This is a genomic window from Streptomyces sp. NPDC002754 (assembly GCF_053592315.1).
Genome location: NZ_JBSFVM010000012.1, coordinates 36476 through 52390, shown reverse-complemented (window position 1 = coordinate 52390; position 15915 = coordinate 36476). Strand labels below are relative to the sequence as shown.

At 67.9% G+C, this 15915-nt stretch carries 15 protein-coding genes; 10 read left to right on the top strand and 5 right to left on the bottom strand.

Features of this window, described 5'->3' with window-relative positions; all coding sequences use genetic code 11:
* Nucleotides 1-58: 58 nt before the first annotated feature.
* The 3 genes from ACWD2L_RS23705 to ACWD2L_RS23695 form a co-directional block, all read right to left on the bottom strand.
* Nucleotides 59-937, bottom strand: a complete 879-nt coding sequence (locus tag ACWD2L_RS23705) for a DUF4429 domain-containing protein (RefSeq protein ID WP_351332837.1) — start codon at nucleotides 935-937, stop codon at nucleotides 59-61.
* 76 nt (nucleotides 938-1013) lie between these two features.
* Entirely contained in the window at nucleotides 1014-2225 is a 1212-nt protein-coding gene (locus ACWD2L_RS23700; RefSeq protein WP_351332840.1) for an alpha/beta hydrolase, read from the bottom strand.
* Between the two features lie 183 nt (nucleotides 2226-2408).
* Nucleotides 2409-3050: a TetR/AcrR family transcriptional regulator gene (locus tag ACWD2L_RS23695; RefSeq protein WP_351332842.1), complete on the bottom strand. Its 642-nt coding sequence runs from the start codon at nucleotides 3048-3050 to the stop codon at nucleotides 2409-2411.
* A 110-nt stretch (nucleotides 3051-3160) separates the two neighbouring features.
* Here ACWD2L_RS23695 and ACWD2L_RS23690 point away from each other — a divergent pair, with 110 nt between their 5' ends.
* From ACWD2L_RS23690 to ACWD2L_RS23680, 3 genes are all read left to right on the top strand, one after another.
* Nucleotides 3161-4771 carry an MFS transporter gene (locus ACWD2L_RS23690; protein ID WP_351332844.1) on the top strand — a complete coding sequence of 537 codons (1611 nt, stop codon included), beginning with the start codon at nucleotides 3161-3163 and terminating at the stop codon, nucleotides 4769-4771.
* Between the two features lie 215 nt (nucleotides 4772-4986).
* On the top strand, nucleotides 4987-5361 hold the full coding sequence (locus ACWD2L_RS23685; protein ID WP_351332847.1) for a peptidase inhibitor family I36 protein: 375 nt from the start codon (nucleotides 4987-4989) through the stop codon (nucleotides 5359-5361).
* A 106-nt stretch (nucleotides 5362-5467) separates the two neighbouring features.
* Nucleotides 5468-5776 carry a small hydrophobic protein gene (locus ACWD2L_RS23680; protein ID WP_451191223.1) on the top strand — a complete coding sequence of 103 codons (309 nt, stop codon included), beginning with the start codon at nucleotides 5468-5470 and terminating at the stop codon, nucleotides 5774-5776.
* A 126-nt stretch (nucleotides 5777-5902) separates the two neighbouring features.
* Here the strand turns inward: ACWD2L_RS23680 and aceE are convergent, their stop codons facing one another.
* Complete coding sequence (aceE, locus tag ACWD2L_RS23675) at nucleotides 5903-8650, bottom strand: pyruvate dehydrogenase (acetyl-transferring), homodimeric type (RefSeq protein WP_351332852.1); 2748 nt, start codon at nucleotides 8648-8650, stop codon at nucleotides 5903-5905.
* 434 nt (nucleotides 8651-9084) lie between these two features.
* On the opposite strand from aceE, the gene ACWD2L_RS23670 reads away from it, so the two are divergent.
* From ACWD2L_RS23670 to ACWD2L_RS23645, 6 genes are all read left to right on the top strand, one after another.
* Nucleotides 9085-9516, top strand: coding sequence for a DUF3052 domain-containing protein (locus ACWD2L_RS23670; RefSeq protein WP_266720038.1), 432 nt, complete (start codon nucleotides 9085-9087; stop codon nucleotides 9514-9516).
* 170 nt (nucleotides 9517-9686) lie between these two features.
* Nucleotides 9687-10145 (top strand): peroxiredoxin, encoded by a 459-nt coding sequence (locus ACWD2L_RS23665; protein WP_351332855.1) that lies wholly within the window; start codon nucleotides 9687-9689, stop codon nucleotides 10143-10145.
* Between the two features lie 132 nt (nucleotides 10146-10277).
* A complete protein-coding gene (locus tag ACWD2L_RS23660; protein ID WP_351332858.1) occupies nucleotides 10278-10853 on the top strand; it encodes a TerD family protein in 576 nt (191 codons plus the stop codon).
* Nucleotides 10854-10956: 103 nt separating this feature from the next.
* Nucleotides 10957-11532, top strand: coding sequence for a TerD family protein (locus ACWD2L_RS23655; protein WP_351332861.1), 576 nt, complete (start codon nucleotides 10957-10959; stop codon nucleotides 11530-11532).
* A gap of 159 nt (nucleotides 11533-11691) precedes the next feature.
* On the top strand, nucleotides 11692-12840 hold the full coding sequence (locus tag ACWD2L_RS23650; RefSeq protein WP_351332864.1) for a DUF475 domain-containing protein: 1149 nt from the start codon (nucleotides 11692-11694) through the stop codon (nucleotides 12838-12840).
* 113 nt (nucleotides 12841-12953) lie between these two features.
* The gene (locus ACWD2L_RS23645) at nucleotides 12954-13697 is read left to right on the top strand and encodes a TerD family protein (RefSeq protein ID WP_351332866.1); all 744 of its coding nucleotides are present in this window, start codon (nucleotides 12954-12956) and stop codon (nucleotides 13695-13697) included.
* Here the strand turns inward: ACWD2L_RS23645 and ACWD2L_RS23640 are convergent.
* Complete coding sequence (locus ACWD2L_RS23640) at nucleotides 13684-14520, bottom strand: TerD family protein (RefSeq protein WP_351332869.1); 837 nt, start codon at nucleotides 14518-14520, stop codon at nucleotides 13684-13686. The two genes, ACWD2L_RS23645 and ACWD2L_RS23640, sit on opposite strands and share 14 nt — an antisense overlap.
* A 220-nt stretch (nucleotides 14521-14740) precedes the next feature.
* Between ACWD2L_RS23640 and ACWD2L_RS23635 the strand changes: the two genes are divergently transcribed.
* Complete coding sequence (locus ACWD2L_RS23635; RefSeq protein ID WP_351332872.1) at nucleotides 14741-15913, top strand: HpcH/HpaI aldolase/citrate lyase family protein; 1173 nt, start codon at nucleotides 14741-14743, stop codon at nucleotides 15911-15913.
* Nucleotides 15914-15915: the final 2 nt, after the last annotated feature.

Here is a 15915-nt window from a genome sequence, read left to right as displayed (position 1 = left end):
GGTATGAGAGAACCGGCGGTCGGGCGTGTCCCCGGCGCCGGGCCGCGCGGCCCGGCCGTCACAGCTCGGCGAGCAGCTCGGCCTTCTTCGACGTGAATTCCAAGTCGGTCACCAGACCGGCCTGGTGCAGCTCTCCCAGGTGTCGGATGCGGTCGGCGATGTCCGCAGGGTCGCGCCTTCCGGGACCCGCCGACTCGGTACACAAAGTCCCGCCCTGCTGCGGCGTGGGGCCGGACGCGCGCACGGCCGCCAGCACCGAGGCGGCGAACGGCAGCGACTCGTGCACCGGGCCGTAGCCAAGACCGAAGACGACCGCGGCCGGATCCTGGTCCGCCTGACCAGGCTGCTCGCCGGAAGCGTCCCGGGGCAGCAGGCGCAGATGGCCCTCGAAGAGTTCGGGCGAGCGCCATTCGACGCCGCTCAGGTCCGAGATCGGGAACGTCTTGTCCCCGGCCTTCCACTTCGCGGAGGACGCACCGGTCCAGAACCAGCGGAATGCCACCGCGTCGCCGTCGAAGGTCGCCTTCCCGTCGTAGGCCTTGAACTGGCGGGGCGGCTCGGGAGGAGCCACCAGATAGCTCTCCGGACGCATGTCCTCATGGTCGGAGAGCTTCGCCCGCAGCTCGTCGGTGTAGTACTCGCCGAGCGTCTCCCGCTCCGCGGGCAGCACGAGGCGGTACGGGTCGCTCCCCTCCTTGAGCTGACCCGCGGCAGCGTCCATCAGAGGGTCCGCGCCCGGCCGCGGCACCGCGTGCAGCACGACGGTCCCGCGTTTCCCAGGCGTCAGGGTCACCGCCGCGACCGCTTCCAGAGGGATGCGGCGTTCGCCCAGCGCCTGAAGGAGCTTCGGCGTGCGGATCCCCCGTTCGAAGCGGATGAGCACGGAGTCGGACTCGAACTCCCAGGCGGCATGAAATCCGGCCAGTACGTCACCCATGTGGCTCATCGTAGGCGGAGCGCGCGTGTCCGTCGCCTATCGCGGCAGACCGCTGTTTCAGCACTTTCTACGCGCGTCAGGCGGAGACGTTCCCGGAGAAACCGTCCAGGCAGCCCTGACCTCCGCCGGCACAGTGCACTGTCTTGTACCCGCCGGTGCCGATGTCGGCGAAGTTGGCGAGGCTCTCGGTGCCCGGCACGAAGTAGCCGGTATGGCCCTTGGAATCCCCTGCCGCCATGACGCGCGCGCCGAAAGCGGAGGAGACGGGGTCGGCTCCATGACCGAGACCGCCCACCTCCATGTAGGGAATGTCCTGGATCCAGTCGTCCTTGTCGCGGGTGGCCCACACGCGCGCGTGCGTGTCCAGGCCCGCCGCACTCTGGGCGCGCATGCCCGGACTGCCCGCCACCGCGATGTCGCTGACCCGCCCCGGCATGTGGTGCGCCGCGACGCCGCACACCACCGAGCCGTAGCTGTGGCAGTACAGGGCGACGGAGGACCGGCCGGGCAGACCGCGCAGCATGGCGTTGAGCCGGACCGCTCCGTCCTCGGCGCGCATCGCCGTGGCGGCGTCCACGCCCAGGCCGGCCGGCGCGGTGTAGTCGGCCCACGCGACAACCGCGGTACGTGTGTGCGGACTGGCGCTGCGCTCGGCGCCGTACAGCGAGCGCGCCATGCCCACGGGCGCCGAGTACTGGCGCGATGTGCGTTCGAAGGTGAGCACGTTCGTGTCGACACCGGGCACCACGACGGACACCCGCTGGGCCTTGCCGAGGTCACCGAAGACCTCGGCGACCCGGCCGCCGCCCATGGGGTCGAAGGAGAGGATCTTACGATCGGGCCTCGCCAGGGATGTGAACCTCTTCATGCGCTTTTTCGCGTCGGCGTGACCGACGGACGACAACCGGTTGTCGTACATACGCCTGTGCTCGACCCGGCGGGCCTGGTCGAGTGCGACGTGGTTGGCGCGATATCGCAGCTCTGTAGGGGCGCCGTTCATGTTGCCGACCGCGAGCGGATACCGGGCGGCGAGCTCGCCGCGCTGGTGCGCGCTCAACGAGCCGAAGAAATGCGCGAGGCGGGTGGGGGAACCGTCGTGCGCGGGCAAGGCATGTCCATTTATCCGGCCGTGCTCCCAAGAGGTGAGCGCGGTCTGGAGCGGAGATGTGACGCCTCGCTGATGACGCACCGCGGTCCAGCCGGTGGTGGCCAGCATGACGAACACGACGGCCAGCGCAAGCAGTGCGCGCCAGACGTTGAGTTGGGGAGAGGTATCGAAGGAAGTCACTGCGGGACACCCTAGGAGAAGCGCGTGCGGCACCGTGAATGAGGTGAGCCGGATCACGTTTCCCCTGGTGTATTTGGGTAGAACCGGACACGGCTGCAGTGATGGCCTCACGCTACGTAGGGGCAGGAAACGCCTTTCGCGCGCGTGGGTGCGACTCATCTCACCCTGCCGTCTTCGTGTCGATCATTCCTGGTCGCGGCGCCATTGCCCGGCCAGTGAAGGCCTCAAGTGATCCAGGTACGACTCGGTGAGCGCGCGGATCGATTCGATGCTCCCGTCGTCTCCCGCACCCCACAGGCGTCCGGTCATCCGCATGACGCCACCGAACGCGGCGACGGCCACGCGCGGGCGCGGGTCGCTGTCCACGTCGAGGCTTTCGCGATCGGCGACCACGCGCGCGAGTTCCTCTTCCAGCTCGATGGAGCGGCGCAAGTGAACCGCGAGCAAGGAGGGGGTCGACTCGATCATCTGGTAGGTGCGCATGTGGAGTTCGAGGGGGATGAGCTCCTCGACTACGCGGCTCATCGCATCCCAAGTGCCGAGCACGGTCTGCCGCAGCGCCTCGAACGGGCTTTCCCCTGAGGGGCGTTCGCGCAGCGCGGCGAGGAAGCGGCACTCCACCGTCTGCTGCACCGCGAGCGCGACCTCCTCCTTGTTCGCGAAATACCGGAAGAACGTGCGCTGGGACACCTCGCAGGCCTCGGTGATCTCGTCGACCGTCGTCCGATCGAACCCCTGGGTCGTGAAGAGCTCAAGTGCGGTGCGCAACAAGGAGTTTCGGGTGCGTTGCTTCTTGAGTTCACGCAGGTTGATTCGATCCGTCATGGTCCTCTTTCTTGCCGTTTGTGCAGCTCACCATAGTGTGAGCGACGTGACAGTTACTGACTTGTTAAATAGTTCGTCAACTGTCAGTGGCTGTCATTAGCCTCGAACACATGACTAGTCAGACCACTGTCGACAAGGCGGATCGGGTTCCGGAGCCCGAGCACGTCCCGGCACCGGCCAAGGGGCTGCGCGGGCACCCCTGGTTGACACTTTTCTCCGTCGCGATCGGCGTCATGATGGTCGCCCTGGACGGCACCATCGTCGCCATCGCCAACCCGACTATTAAGAAGGACCTCGGCGCGAGCTTCGCCGACGTTCAGTGGATCACCAACGGCTACTTCCTCGCTCTCGCGGTCGCGCTGATCACCGCGGGCAAGCTCGGTGACCGATTCGGCCACCGACAGACCTTCCTCATAGGTGTCGTCGGCTTCGCCGCCGCGTCGGGGGCCATCGGCCTGTCCGACAGCATCGCCCTCGTCATCACGTTCCGCGTGCTCCAGGGCCTGTTCGGGGCACTGCTCATGCCTGCCGCCCTCGGCCTGCTGCGCGCCACGTTCCCCGCCGAGAAACTGAACATGGCGATCGGCATCTGGGGCATGGTCATCGGCGCCTCGACCGCCGGCGGCCCGATCGTCGGCGGGCTGCTCGTCGAGCACGTCAGCTGGCAGTCGGTCTTCTTCATCAACGTCCCCATCGGCGTTCTCGCCCTTGCCCTGGGGCTCTTCATCCTCCTTGACCACCGCGCCGAGAACGCGCCGCGGTCCTTCGACGTCCTCGGCATCGTGCTGCTGTCCGGCGCGATGTTCTGCCTGGTCTGGGCGCTCATCAAGGCCCCGACATGGGGCTGGGGCGACGGTATGACCTGGACGTTCATCGCCGGTTCGGTGCTGTGCTTCGTGGTGTTCGCGCTCTGGGAGACCCGCGTCGCCGAACCACTCATCCCGATGGCCCTGTTCCGGTCCGTGCCGTTGTCGGCCGGTGTGGTGCTGATGGTGCTCATGGCCATCGCCTTCATGGGCGGGCTGTTCTTCGTCACGTTCTACCTCCAGAACGTGCACGGCATGAGCCCGGTCGAGAGCGGCATGCACCTGCTTCCGCTGACCGGCATGATGATCGTCGGCTCGCCGTTGGCGGGCGCGATGATCACGAAGTTCGGCCCTCGCGTCCCGCTCGCCGGTGGCATGACGCTCACCGCCGCCGCCATGTACGGGATGTCCACGCTGGAAGCGGGGACGGGCAGCGGGATCATGTCCCTCTGGTTCGCCCTGCTCGGTCTTGGGCTCGCGCCCGTGATGGTCGGAGCGACCGAAGTCATCGTGGGCAACGCCCCGTTGGAGCTCTCCGGCGTGGCCGGCGGACTCCAGCAGGCCGCGATGCAGATCGGCGGCAGCCTCGGCACCGCCGTGCTCGGTGCCGTCATGGCGTCCAAGGTCGACAGCGACCTCGCCGGGAACTGGACGGGCGCCGGGCTCCCGCCGCTCACGCACGGGCAGCTGGGCCAGGCGGCGGAGGCGGTCCAGGTCGGTGTCGCGCCGGTGCCTCCGGGCGCCCCGCCTGCGCTCGCCGAGAAGATCACAGGCGTCGCGCAGGACACCTTCATCTCGGGCATGAGCGCGGCCTGCCTGGTCGCCGCGGGCGTCGCCGTCGTCGCCATCCTCGTCGCGCTGCTGACCAAGCGCGGGGAGAACGCGGAGGCGGGCGCGGGCGCAGCGCACATCTGACGGCCGACCACCGGCCCGGATCGCGTGTAACCCGCTTTTATGGCGTGCGAAACCGCTCGTGCGAGGGAAGCCCCCGGGAACTATCCGGGGGCTTTCGCTTATCAGGGTGACGTCCCTCGGCAGCTCTTCCCGGAACCAGATCTTCCGGGCCAGAGTGTCTGGCAAGCGATCAGTCGCGACCGCAACTGGTCGACACGACACGGGGGTTGAAGAACATGCGTACATTCATGACCACGGCTGCCGCCGCTACCGCGCTCGCCGCGGTGGCACTCACTCCTGGCCTCGCCACCGCGGCGGCGCCACCGACCTTGGGCGACTGCGCGGCGGGGGAGCTGTGTCTCTGGGGCAAGAGCGGGTTCAAGGGGTCCAGGCACGCCTATGAGCTGGCCGATATCGACATCGAAAGCTGCATCGCGCTGCCGGAGGGGAGCAGCGCGACGTCCCTCGCCAACCGCACCGGCCGTCCCGTCACCACCTATCAATCCGCGGTGTGCGCGGAGACCGGTGAGTTCCAGACGTACCCCGGCAGCGGGACATGGGAGCCCGAATCCCCGTACCGGGCCCGGGCGTTCAAGGTCTGGGAGCAATAGGGGGTCGGCGGGAACCGTGGAGTACGGCGCGCGATAGACCGCGGCAAGCGGGGTACCCGAAGCATCGCCCGAGTCCGGAAGAACCGGAAAATCTCAGGGAGTGATGATGGCGGGCTTCGGACACACCACGCGCAAGCACCCCCGCTCACGTGGCCGCGTAGGGTCACGGACCGGGCCGGACCGCGCGTCGCTCGGAATCATCGGCCTCATCTGCGCGATCGCCGGCTTCTTCACCCTGGGGATCGTGCTCGGACCGGTCGCCGTCGTCTGCGGCTGGCTGGCCATGGGCCGTCGCTGGACCGGCACACAGTCGGTACCCGCACTCGTCGCGGTCGTGCTCGGCGCGATCGACATTCTCCTCGCGATCGTCTGGCTGGCCTCTGCGGCCGGGCCGCTCGCGGGCGGAGCGTTCTGAGCGAACCGGGACATGCCGGAGGGCGGCGAGGCCGAAGCTCTCGCCGCCCTCCGCCCAGTATCCGGTGAGGCCCTCACCAGCCAGGTAACGACCGGTCCAGGTAACCACCGGTCAGGCAGTCACCGCTCAGGCGTCGCCCCCGGCCGTGCCGGGATCGGCGGCCGAGACTTCGAGCAGCTGGTAGCGGTCGATCGCCTGCTTGAGGACCGAGCGGTCGACCTTGCCCTCCCGCGCCAGCTCTGTGAGCACCCCGAGCACAACCGATTGGGCATCGATGTGGAAGAAACGACGCGCGGCGCCTCGTGTGTCCGCGAAACCGAAACCGTCCGCACCAAGGGACTGGTACGTGCCGGGCACCCAGCGCGCGATCTGGTCGGGGACGGAGCGCATCCAGTCGGAGACGGCGACGAACGGCCCCTGCGCGCCGGACAGCTTCTGCGTGACGTAGGGCGTGCGCTGCTCCTCTTCTGGGTGCAGCAGGTTGTGGCGCTCTACTTCCACCGCCTCGCGGCGCAGTTCGTTCCACGACGTCGCGGACCAGACGTCGGCCCGTACGTTCCAGTCCTGGGCGAGGATCTGCTGCGCCTCGATCGCCCACGGGACGCCGACGCCCGACGCCAGGATCTGGGCGGGGATCGAGCCCGAAGTCCCGGTGCTGATGCGGTGGATGCCCTTGAGGATGCCCTCGACGTCGACATCGGCCGGTTCGGCGGGGTGCTGGATCGGCTCGTTGTAGACGGTCAGGTAGTAGAAGACGTCCTCGCCCGCCTTGCCGTCGGCGGTCGGGCCGTACATCCGGCGCAGCCCCTCCTTGACGATGTACGCGATCTCGTAGGCATACGCCGGGTCGTAGGCCACGCAGGCGGGGTTGGTCGAAGCGAGCAGCTGCGAGTGCCCGTCCGCGTGCTGGAGGCCCTCGCCGGTCAGCGTCGTGCGGCCGGCGGTCGCACCGAGGACGAAGCCACGCGCCAGCTGGTCGCCCATCTGCCAGAACTGGTCGCCGGTGCGCTGGAAACCGAACATCGAGTAGAAGACATAGACCGGGATCAGCGGCTCGCCGTGGGTCGCGTAGGCGGAGCCGGCGGCGATCAGGGACGCCGTGCAGCCGGCCTCCGAGATGCCGTCGTGCAACATCTGGCCGGTGGCCGACTCCTTGTAGGCGAGCAGGAGTTCACGGTCGACGGACTCGTACTGCTGGCCGAGCGGGTTGTAGATCTTCGCGCTCGGGAAGAAGGAGTCCATGCCGAAGGTGCGGTACTCATCGGGAGCGATCAGCACGAAGCGCTTGCCGATCTCCTTGTCCCGCATCAGGTCCTTGAGCAGCCGGACGAAGGCCATCGTGGTGGCGATCGACTGCTGCCCGGAGCCCTTCTTGACGCCCGCGTAGGCCTTGTCGTCCGGGAGCTGGAGGGGCTTCGCGCGCACGACGCGGGTCGGGACGTACCCGTCCAGCGCCTTGCGGCGGTCGTGCATGTACTGGATCTCCGCGGAGTCCCGGCCGGGGTGGTAGTACGGCGGGGCGCCGCTCTCCAACTGCGCGTCGGTGATCGGGATGTGCAGCCGGTCGCGGAAGCCCTTGAGGTCGTCGACCGTCAGCTTCTTCATCTGGTGCGTGGCGTTGCGGCCCTCGAAGTTCGGCCCGAGGGTCCAGCCCTTGACCGTCTGCGCCAGGATGACCGTCGGCTGCCCCTTGTGCTCCCGGGCGGCCGTGAACGCGGCGAAGATCTTCTTGTGGTCGTGGCCGCCGCGGCCCAGGTGCTGGATCTCCTTGTCGGTCATGTTCTCGACCATCGTGCGCAGGCGGTGGTCGTCGCCGAAGAAGTGCTCGCGGATGTAGTCGCCGGTCTCCGTGGCGTACGTCTGGAACTGGCCGTCGGGCGTCGTATTCAGCCTGTTGACCAGGACGCCGTCCCGGTCCTGCGCGAGCAGCGGGTCCCAACTGCGGTCCCAGACCAGCTTGATGACGTTCCAGCCGGCGCCGCGGAACTGGGACTCGAGCTCCTGGATGATCTTGCCGTTGCCGCGCACCGGGCCGTCGAGGCGCTGCAGATTGCAGTTGACGACGAAGGTGAGGTTGTCGAGGCCCTCACGGGCGGCGATGGAGAGCTGGCCGAGGGACTCGGGCTCGTCCATCTCGCCGTCGCCGAGGAAGGCCCACACCTGCGACTTGGAGGTGTCGGCGATGCCGCGGGCCTCCATGTAGCGGTTCATCCGCGCCTGGAAGATCGCGCCCAGCGGGCCGAGGCCCATGGAGACCGTGGGGAACTCCCAGAAGTCCGGCATGAGGCGCGGGTGCGGGTACGAGGACAGTCCGTTGGGCGCCTTCGACTTCTCCTGGCGGAAGCCGTCGAGCTGCTCCTCGCTGAGCCGGTCCAGGAGATAGGCGCGGGCGTAGATGCCCGGAGAGGCATGGCCCTGGAAGAAGACCTGGTCGCCGCCGTCGCCCTCGTCCTTGCCGCGGAAGAAGTGGTTGAAGCCCACGTCGTACAGCGACGCGGAGGAGGCGAAGGTGGCGATGTGGCCGCCGACGCCGATGCCGGGCCGCTGAGCGCGGGACACCATCACCGCCGCGTTCCACCGCGTCGCGTTGAGGACCTTGCGCTCGATGTCCTCGTTGCCGGGGAAGAAGGGTTCGTCCTTGGTGGCGATCGTGTTGATGTAGTCCGTGCTGCGCATCTCGGGCACGGCCACGCGCTTCTCGCGGGCCCGCTCGATCAGCCGGAGCATCAGGTACCGGGCCCGCTCGCGGCCGCGCTCGTCGATTGCGGCGTCAAGGGAGTCGAGCCACTCCTGGGTCTCCTCGGGATCGAAGTCCGGGACCTGGCTGGGAAGACCGCCAATGATGATCGGGTTGCGATCGGATCCGGAAACCACGCTGTTCCTTCACTGTCGGTGATGCCTCTGTTGCACCGTCGGGTGCGCCGTTGTCCATCGTGTACCTCGAATTCGGAATCGTCATCTCTACCGAGAGGTAATTCGAGGTCCGGCCCACATCCCGCCATCCGTCGCGCTCAAATCGCCACGATACGCCGATTTCGCTCAGGCGTTCCGAGGGGGTGGCGTGGGCCCCGGTCGCGCTCGGTGCTCGGGCAGTGACGGGCAAAGCTGACAGATCGCTGTGGCGCAGATCACTGGACGGCGGGGATCCTTGACGGGAGTTGCGGCGACACAGCCTGGAAAGTCACCGTTTCGGCGGTCTTGATGGCCGGGTACTTGCGCGATCCGTCGCGCACGTGTGGACTACGGCCAACGCTTCGCGCGTACGCGAGGCTGTAGACAACTTCGTAAACACGATCAGGAGGCAATCCGTGAGCGCGACCGCGGACCACGCGGAAACGAACCTTGCCGTGAGGCTGGGTTTCCAGACCGACCAGGTGGTCCAGGAGATCGGCTACGACGACGACGTCGATCAGGAGCTCCGAGAGACCATCGAGGCGGCCATCGGCTCCGAGCTCGTCGACGAGGACTACGACGACGTGGCTGACGCCGTGGTGCTCTGGTTCCGTGATGACGACGGGGACCTTACTGATGCGCTGGTGGACGCCATCGCTTACATGGAGGAAGGCGGCTCCATCCTGCTTCTGACGCCGAAGACCGGCCGCGACGGTTACGTCGAGGCCAGTGAGATCGGCGAAGCCGCCACCACGGCGGGCCTGACCGCGAGCAAGAGCGTCAGCGCGGGTAAGGACTGGACCGCAAGCCGTCTGGCCACGCCGAAGGCAGCCGCCAAGAAGCGATAGCAGCCGGAACGGAACGAGAACCCTTGTGAGGGCCCCCGCAGGTGCGCCACAGCGCCCGCGGGGGCCCTCACGCATGACCGCACGCCCCGCGCCGCCCTGCTCGGCAGTGCCCGAACGTGGCCAACTAGGCTGAAGCCACCCGAACAGCCCCACGGAAGGGAAGCTTCACCATGGCGATCGAGGCCGGCACCAAGGCTCCGGAGATCGAGCTCAAGAACCAGCACGGTGAGACCGTGAAGCTCTCGGACTTCCGGGGCGAGAAGAACGTGGTGCTGCTCTTCTACCCGTTCGCCTTCACCGGCGTGTGCACCGGGGAACTGTGCGCGCTGCGTGACGAGTTGCCGAAGTTCGTCAACGACGACGTGCAGCTGCTCGCCGTATCGAACGACTCCCCGTTCTCGCTGCGTGTCTTCGCCGAGCAGGAGGGCCTTGAGTACCCGCTCCTGAGCGACTTCTGGCCGCACGGCGAGGCCTCGCGCGCGTACGGCGTCTTCGACGAGGAGAAGGGCTGCGCGGTGCGTGGCACGTTCATCATCGACAAGGAGGGCGTGGTCCGCTGGACCATCGTCAACGGTCTCCCCGACGCGCGTGACCTGAACGAGTACGTCAAGGCGATCGACGCCCTGTAGGGCGAGCCGTCGACGGACGACACCCTGCTGGATCCCTCGCCGGGGCGGGAACCCCTTACTAGGATCCAGACGTTGATCCGATACAAGAGCAGCACGGGGGCTCCCCGCCCCTAGGGACCATAGGGAGGAATCGTGGGAGTCAGCCTCAGCAAGGGTGGCAACGTATCGCTGAGCAAGGAGGCCCCTGGCCTCACGGCAGTCGTCGTGGGCCTCGGGTGGGACGTCCGTACCACTACCGGTACGGACTTCGACCTTGACGCGAGCGCCATCCTGACGAACGCCGAGGGCAAGGTTCGCAACGACCAGGACTTCGTGTTCTTCAACAACCTGAAGAGCGCGGACGGCTCGGTCGAGCACACCGGTGACAACACCACCGGTGAGGGCGAGGGCGACGACGAGCAGGTCAAGGTCGACCTCGCTTCGGTTCCGGCCGATGTCGACAAGATCGTGTTCCCGGTGTCGATCTACGACGCCGAGAGCCGTCAGCAGTCCTTCGGCCAGGTGCGCAACGCGTTCATCCGCGTCGTGAACCAGGCGGGCGGCGCCGAGATCGCCCGTTACGACCTCTCCGAGGACGCCTCCACGGAGACCGCGATGGTCTTCGGCGAGCTGTACCGCAGCGGGGCGGAGTGGAAGTTCCGCGCTGTCGGCCAGGGCTACGCCTCGGGCCTGCGCGGCATCGCGCAGGACTTCGGCGTCAACGTCTGAGCCGAAGCACCGCAGCACGTTCATCCCGTCCGGCGCCGCACCTCCAGTGCGGCGCCGGACGCGCTCGACCACAGCATCACCACACCTCGGGGAGGACACGATCATGGGCGTCACGCTCGCCAAGGGAGGCAATGTCTCCCTCTCCAAGGCCGCACCGAACCTCACACAGATCCTGGTCGGGCTCGGATGGGACGCGCGCTCCACCACCGGCGCGGACTTCGACCTCGACGCCAGCGCGCTGCTCTGCAGCGATGGCCGGGTCATGGGCGACGAGTGGTTCATCTTCTACAACCAGCTCAAGAGCCCGGACGGTTCGGTCGAGCACACGGGAGACAACCTCACCGGCGAGGGTGAGGGCGACGACGAGTCGCTCCTGGTCGACCTCTCCAAGGTGCCGGCCGGCTGCGACAAGATCATTTTCCCCGTCTCCATCCATGACGCGGACAACAGGAGCCAGACCTTCGGCCAGGTCAGCAACGCGTTCATCCGCGTCGTGAACCAGGCGGACGGTCAGGAGCTCGCCCGTTACGACCTCTCCGAGGACGCTTCCACCGAGACGGCCATGATCTTTGGCGAGGTGTACCGATACGGAGGAGAGTGGAAGTTCCGGGCAGTGGGCCAGGGGTACGCGTCAGGGCTCAGGGGTATCGCTCTAGACTTCGGAGTCAACGTTTCCTAAAGCGTTCTCCTGGTGAGGTTCAAGCTCGGGCGGTTCCGGGGTTCTCCTGCTGGGGGCCCGGGGCCACCTCCCGGGAGAATGCAGTGTTAAGCCGTGCGCGGAGCGGGGGAGCCCCGTACAACCAGCACGGGGAAACCCGTTCACATGATGGGGTAGCCAGTGCTTCTGAAAACCTTCGGCTGGTCGTTCGCGATCACCGTGCTCGGCTTGATCGCCGCGGTGTTCTACGGCGGATGGGAGGCCTTCGGGGTCGTCTTGATCCTTGTGATCCTGGAGATCTCGCTGTCCTTCGACAACGCCGTGGTCAACGCCGGAATCCTGAAGAAGATGAGCGCCTTCTGGCAGAAGATCTTCCTCACGGTCGGTGTGCTGATCGCCGTCTTCGGCATGCGGCTCGTCTTCCCCGTCGTCATCGTCGCCATCAGCGCCAAGCTGGGCCCGATCGAGGCGGTCGACCTCGCGTTCAACCAGCCCGACCGCTACCAGCAGCTGGTCACGGACGCGCACCCGTCCATCGCCGCCTTCGGTGGCATGTTCCTGTTCATGATTTTCCTCGACTTCATCTTCGAGGAGCGCGACATCAAGTGGCTGGGCTGGCTCGAGCGCCCGCTCGCCAAGCTCGGCAAGGTCGACATGCTGTCGGTCTGCGTCGCCCTGATCGTGCTGCTCATCGCCTCCATGACGGTCGCGGTCCACGCGCACCAGCACGGCGGCGTACACGCGGACAAGCAGGCCACCGTGCTGCTCGCGGGCGTCGCGGGTCTCATCACGTATCTCGTGGTGAACGGTCTGTCGGGCTTCTTCGAGCACCGTCTCGAGGAAGAGGAGGAGCGCGAGCACGAGGCCGAGGAGAAGGCCAAGCGCGAGGGCAAGCCGCAGTCGGCGGCGGTGATGGTCGGCAAGGCCGCGTTCTTCATGTTCCTCTACCTCGAGGTCCTCGACGCGTCCTTCTCCTTCGACGGTGTGGTCGGCGCCTTCGCGATCACCAACGACATCGTGATGATGGCCCTCGGCCTCGGCATTGGCGCCATGTACGTCCGTTCGCTCACGGTCTACCTGGTCCGCCAGGGCACCCTGGACGACTACGTGTACCTGGAGCACGGCGCGCACTACGCGATCGGCGCGCTCGCCGTGCTCCTCCTGGTCACCATCCAGTACCAGATCAGCGAGCTCATCACGGGCCTGATCGGCGTCGTGCTGATCGCCTGGTCGTTCCTGTCCTCGGTGCGGCGCAACAAGCGGATCGCGGCCGAGGAGGGCGGCTCCTCCGGGAGTTCGGACAAGGCCGAGGTGTCATCAGGAGTCTGATTCACGGGTTTGACCCCTGGGGTATTCCTGGAACGCTGTGAGCGGGGCGGTTGTACGAGGACAAGTCCTCAGCGGCCGCCCCGTCGGCATGTACGGCGGCACTTGGGGGCGGTATGTCCTTCTGGGACAGGGTATGGCGCGGGAACTCCGCGCAGTTCGAGTTCGATTCGGGCAGCGCGGCGACCAACGCCATCGAACTCACCAAGCGACATCCGGTCGTCTCGCTCTCCAAGCAGGGCGCGGCCACCGGCAATCTGCGCATCAATTTGTCGTGGCGGATGCGGACTTCGGACATCGGCGGTCCCAAGCGGAACAGCCTGATGCGGCATCCGTTCAGCATGTTCAAGCCCGATGTGGTGCAGGCACACACCCAGTCGATGGTCAATGTGGACCTCGACCTCGGCTGCCTGTACGAGCTGAAGGACGGTTCGAAGGGGGTCGTGCAGCCTCTCGGCAGCTTCTTCGGGGCGCTCAACGAGCCGCCGTACGTGAAGCTCAGCGGCGACGACCGGTTCGGCTCGGGGTCCGGTGAGACCGTCTACGTCAACCTCGATCACCGCGACGACATCAAGCGCCTGCTGGTGTTCGTCTACATCTACGACCAGACGCCGGCCTTCGACCGTACGCACGCCCACGTGACGCTGTACCCGAGCAACGGCCCCCGGATCGAGATCAGCCTCGACGAGCGGGCGCCGCAGGCCCGTTCGTGCGCCGTGGTCTCCATCGAGAACGTGAAGGGCGACTTCGTCGTACGACGCGAGGTGCGCTTCGTGTACGGGTTCCAGGCCGAGCTCGATCGCCTGTACGGGTGGGGCCTGCAGTGGGGCCGGGGCTACAAGTCCGTCACCGGCCGGTGAACTGCGGCCCCTGCGGCGGCAGCTTGAAGGCCGGGTCGGGCCACGCCGACACCGGCTGCGGGTACCCGTACGCGGGCGGCTGCTGCTGCGTGGCGGCCGCCGACGGGTAGCCGTACGCGGGCGGCTGCTGGGGCGGCAGCGGGAACGCCGCCGCCACGACCGGCGCCGCCTCGGGCATCGGGCCGGGAGCCGCGAGGGGCGGCGCGGGTTCGGCGGCCGGGGCGGCTGCGGCGGGCACGGCCTCGGGCCCGGCGGCAGCAGCGGCCTCGGCGGATGATTCGTCGACCGAGATACCGAAGTCCGTCGCGAGGCCCACCAGGCCGTCGGAGTAGCCCTCGCCGACCGCGCGCAGCCGCCAGCCGTCACCGCGCCGGTACAGCTCGCCGCAGATCAACGCGGTCTCGGCGCCGGTCTCCGGCTTGATGTCGAAGTACGCGATCGGCTCGGCGCCCTCGGCCCCGGCGTCGTAGAGGGACAGCCGCAGCGACCGAACGGTCTCGAAGGGGGTCGCGTCCGGGTCCGTGGACGCCGTTACGAGGATCCGGGTGATCTCCGCGGGAATGCCGGAGAGGTCCGCCTGGACGGTGTCCGTCATGCCGTCGGCGGCGCGCTTCTGGCCGAGCCGCCAGACCTTCCCCGAGGGGTGGCGCGGCTGGTTGTAGAAGACGAAGTCCTCGTCGGACCGGACCTGTCCGTCCGCGGCGAGCAGCAGCGCCGAGGCGTCGACGGCCGGCACGCCCTGCCCCGGGGACCAGCGGAGCACGGCGCGCACCGCTGTGGAGTCGAGCGGGACGTTCGCCCCCTTGAGCATCGCGTGCGTCATGCCGTCATCCTGCCTCCCCGCTGGCGGCCGGGACAACGCGGGGTGCAAAGATCGACATCTCTGTGCGCAGGCATCGCCCGCCGCGTGCGGGGCGGGAGAACAGCGCGCGACACGCGCCGGTTACCAGAACTTCATTACGGTCGGGAACCTTTGACACGCCCTTGTACGTACTATTACCGGCCACATCATTCCGGGTGGACCGGCAGTGCGGGGGAGTTTTATGCGTCATTTCGGGCACATCGCCCCTGAGGTGCGGGAGCGTCTGTTCCACGAGGAGCCGCGGGACTTCACCGCGGACTCCCCGCCCCGCATGCTCGCGGCGGCACTCGGGGCGACGCTCTACAGTCCGGCGACCCGCCCGCAGCTCGCGGCCGACGTGCTCAAGCAGGCCGGGCACGGCGTCGCCTCCATGGTGCTGTGCCTCGAGGACTCGATACACGACGGCGAGGTGCCGGGCGCCGAGGAGAACCTGGTGCGGCAGCTCACCGAGCTCGCGCGCAGGGACACCGAGGGGGCCGAGCCGCCCCTGCTCTTCATCCGGGTACGGACCCCGGAGCAGATCACCGATCTCGCGGCGCGGCTCGGCCCCGCCGTGGGAATGCTGTCCGGATTCGTGCTGCCGAAGTTCACCGAGGAGCGGGGCGTTCCGTTCCTGGAGGCACTCACCGCCGCCGAGGCGACCACAGGGCGGCGACTTTTCGCCATGCCTGTCCTGGAATCGCCCGACCTGCTGCACTTGGAGACGCGCGGCGAGACGCTGGCCGGCATCGCCCGCACCGTCGACAAGTACCGCGAGCGGGTGCTCGCGCTGCGCCTCGGCGTCACCGACTTCTGCTCGGCGTACGGGCTGCGCAGGCCGGCGGACATGACGGCGTACGACGTCCAGATCGTGGCCTCCGTCATCGGCGACGTGGTCAACCTGCTGGGCCGGGCGGACGGCACGGGGTTCACGGTGACCGGGCCCGTCTGGGAGTACTTCCGCCACCAGGAGCGCATGTTCAAGCCGCAGCTGCGCCGCAGCCCCTTCCTGGAGGGGCGGGCCGACGACCTGCGGCAGGCGCTCATCCAGCGCGACATGGACGGGCTGCTGCGCGAGATCGAGCTGGACCGGGCCAACGGACTGCTCGGCAAGACCTGCATCCACCCCACGCACGTGCTGCCCGTGCACGCGCTCTCCGTCGTGAGCCACGAGGAGTACAGCGACGCCTGCGACATACTGCGGCCCGAGCGGGACGGTGGCGGTGTGCTCCGGTCCGCGTACACGAACAAGATGAACGAGGTGAAGCCGCACCGCGCGTGGGCCGAGCGGACGCTGCGGCGTGCGGAGGCGTTCGGGGTGGCGCGGGAGGACGTGGGGTTCGTGGAGCTGCTGACGGCCGGGTTGCCGGGATGAGT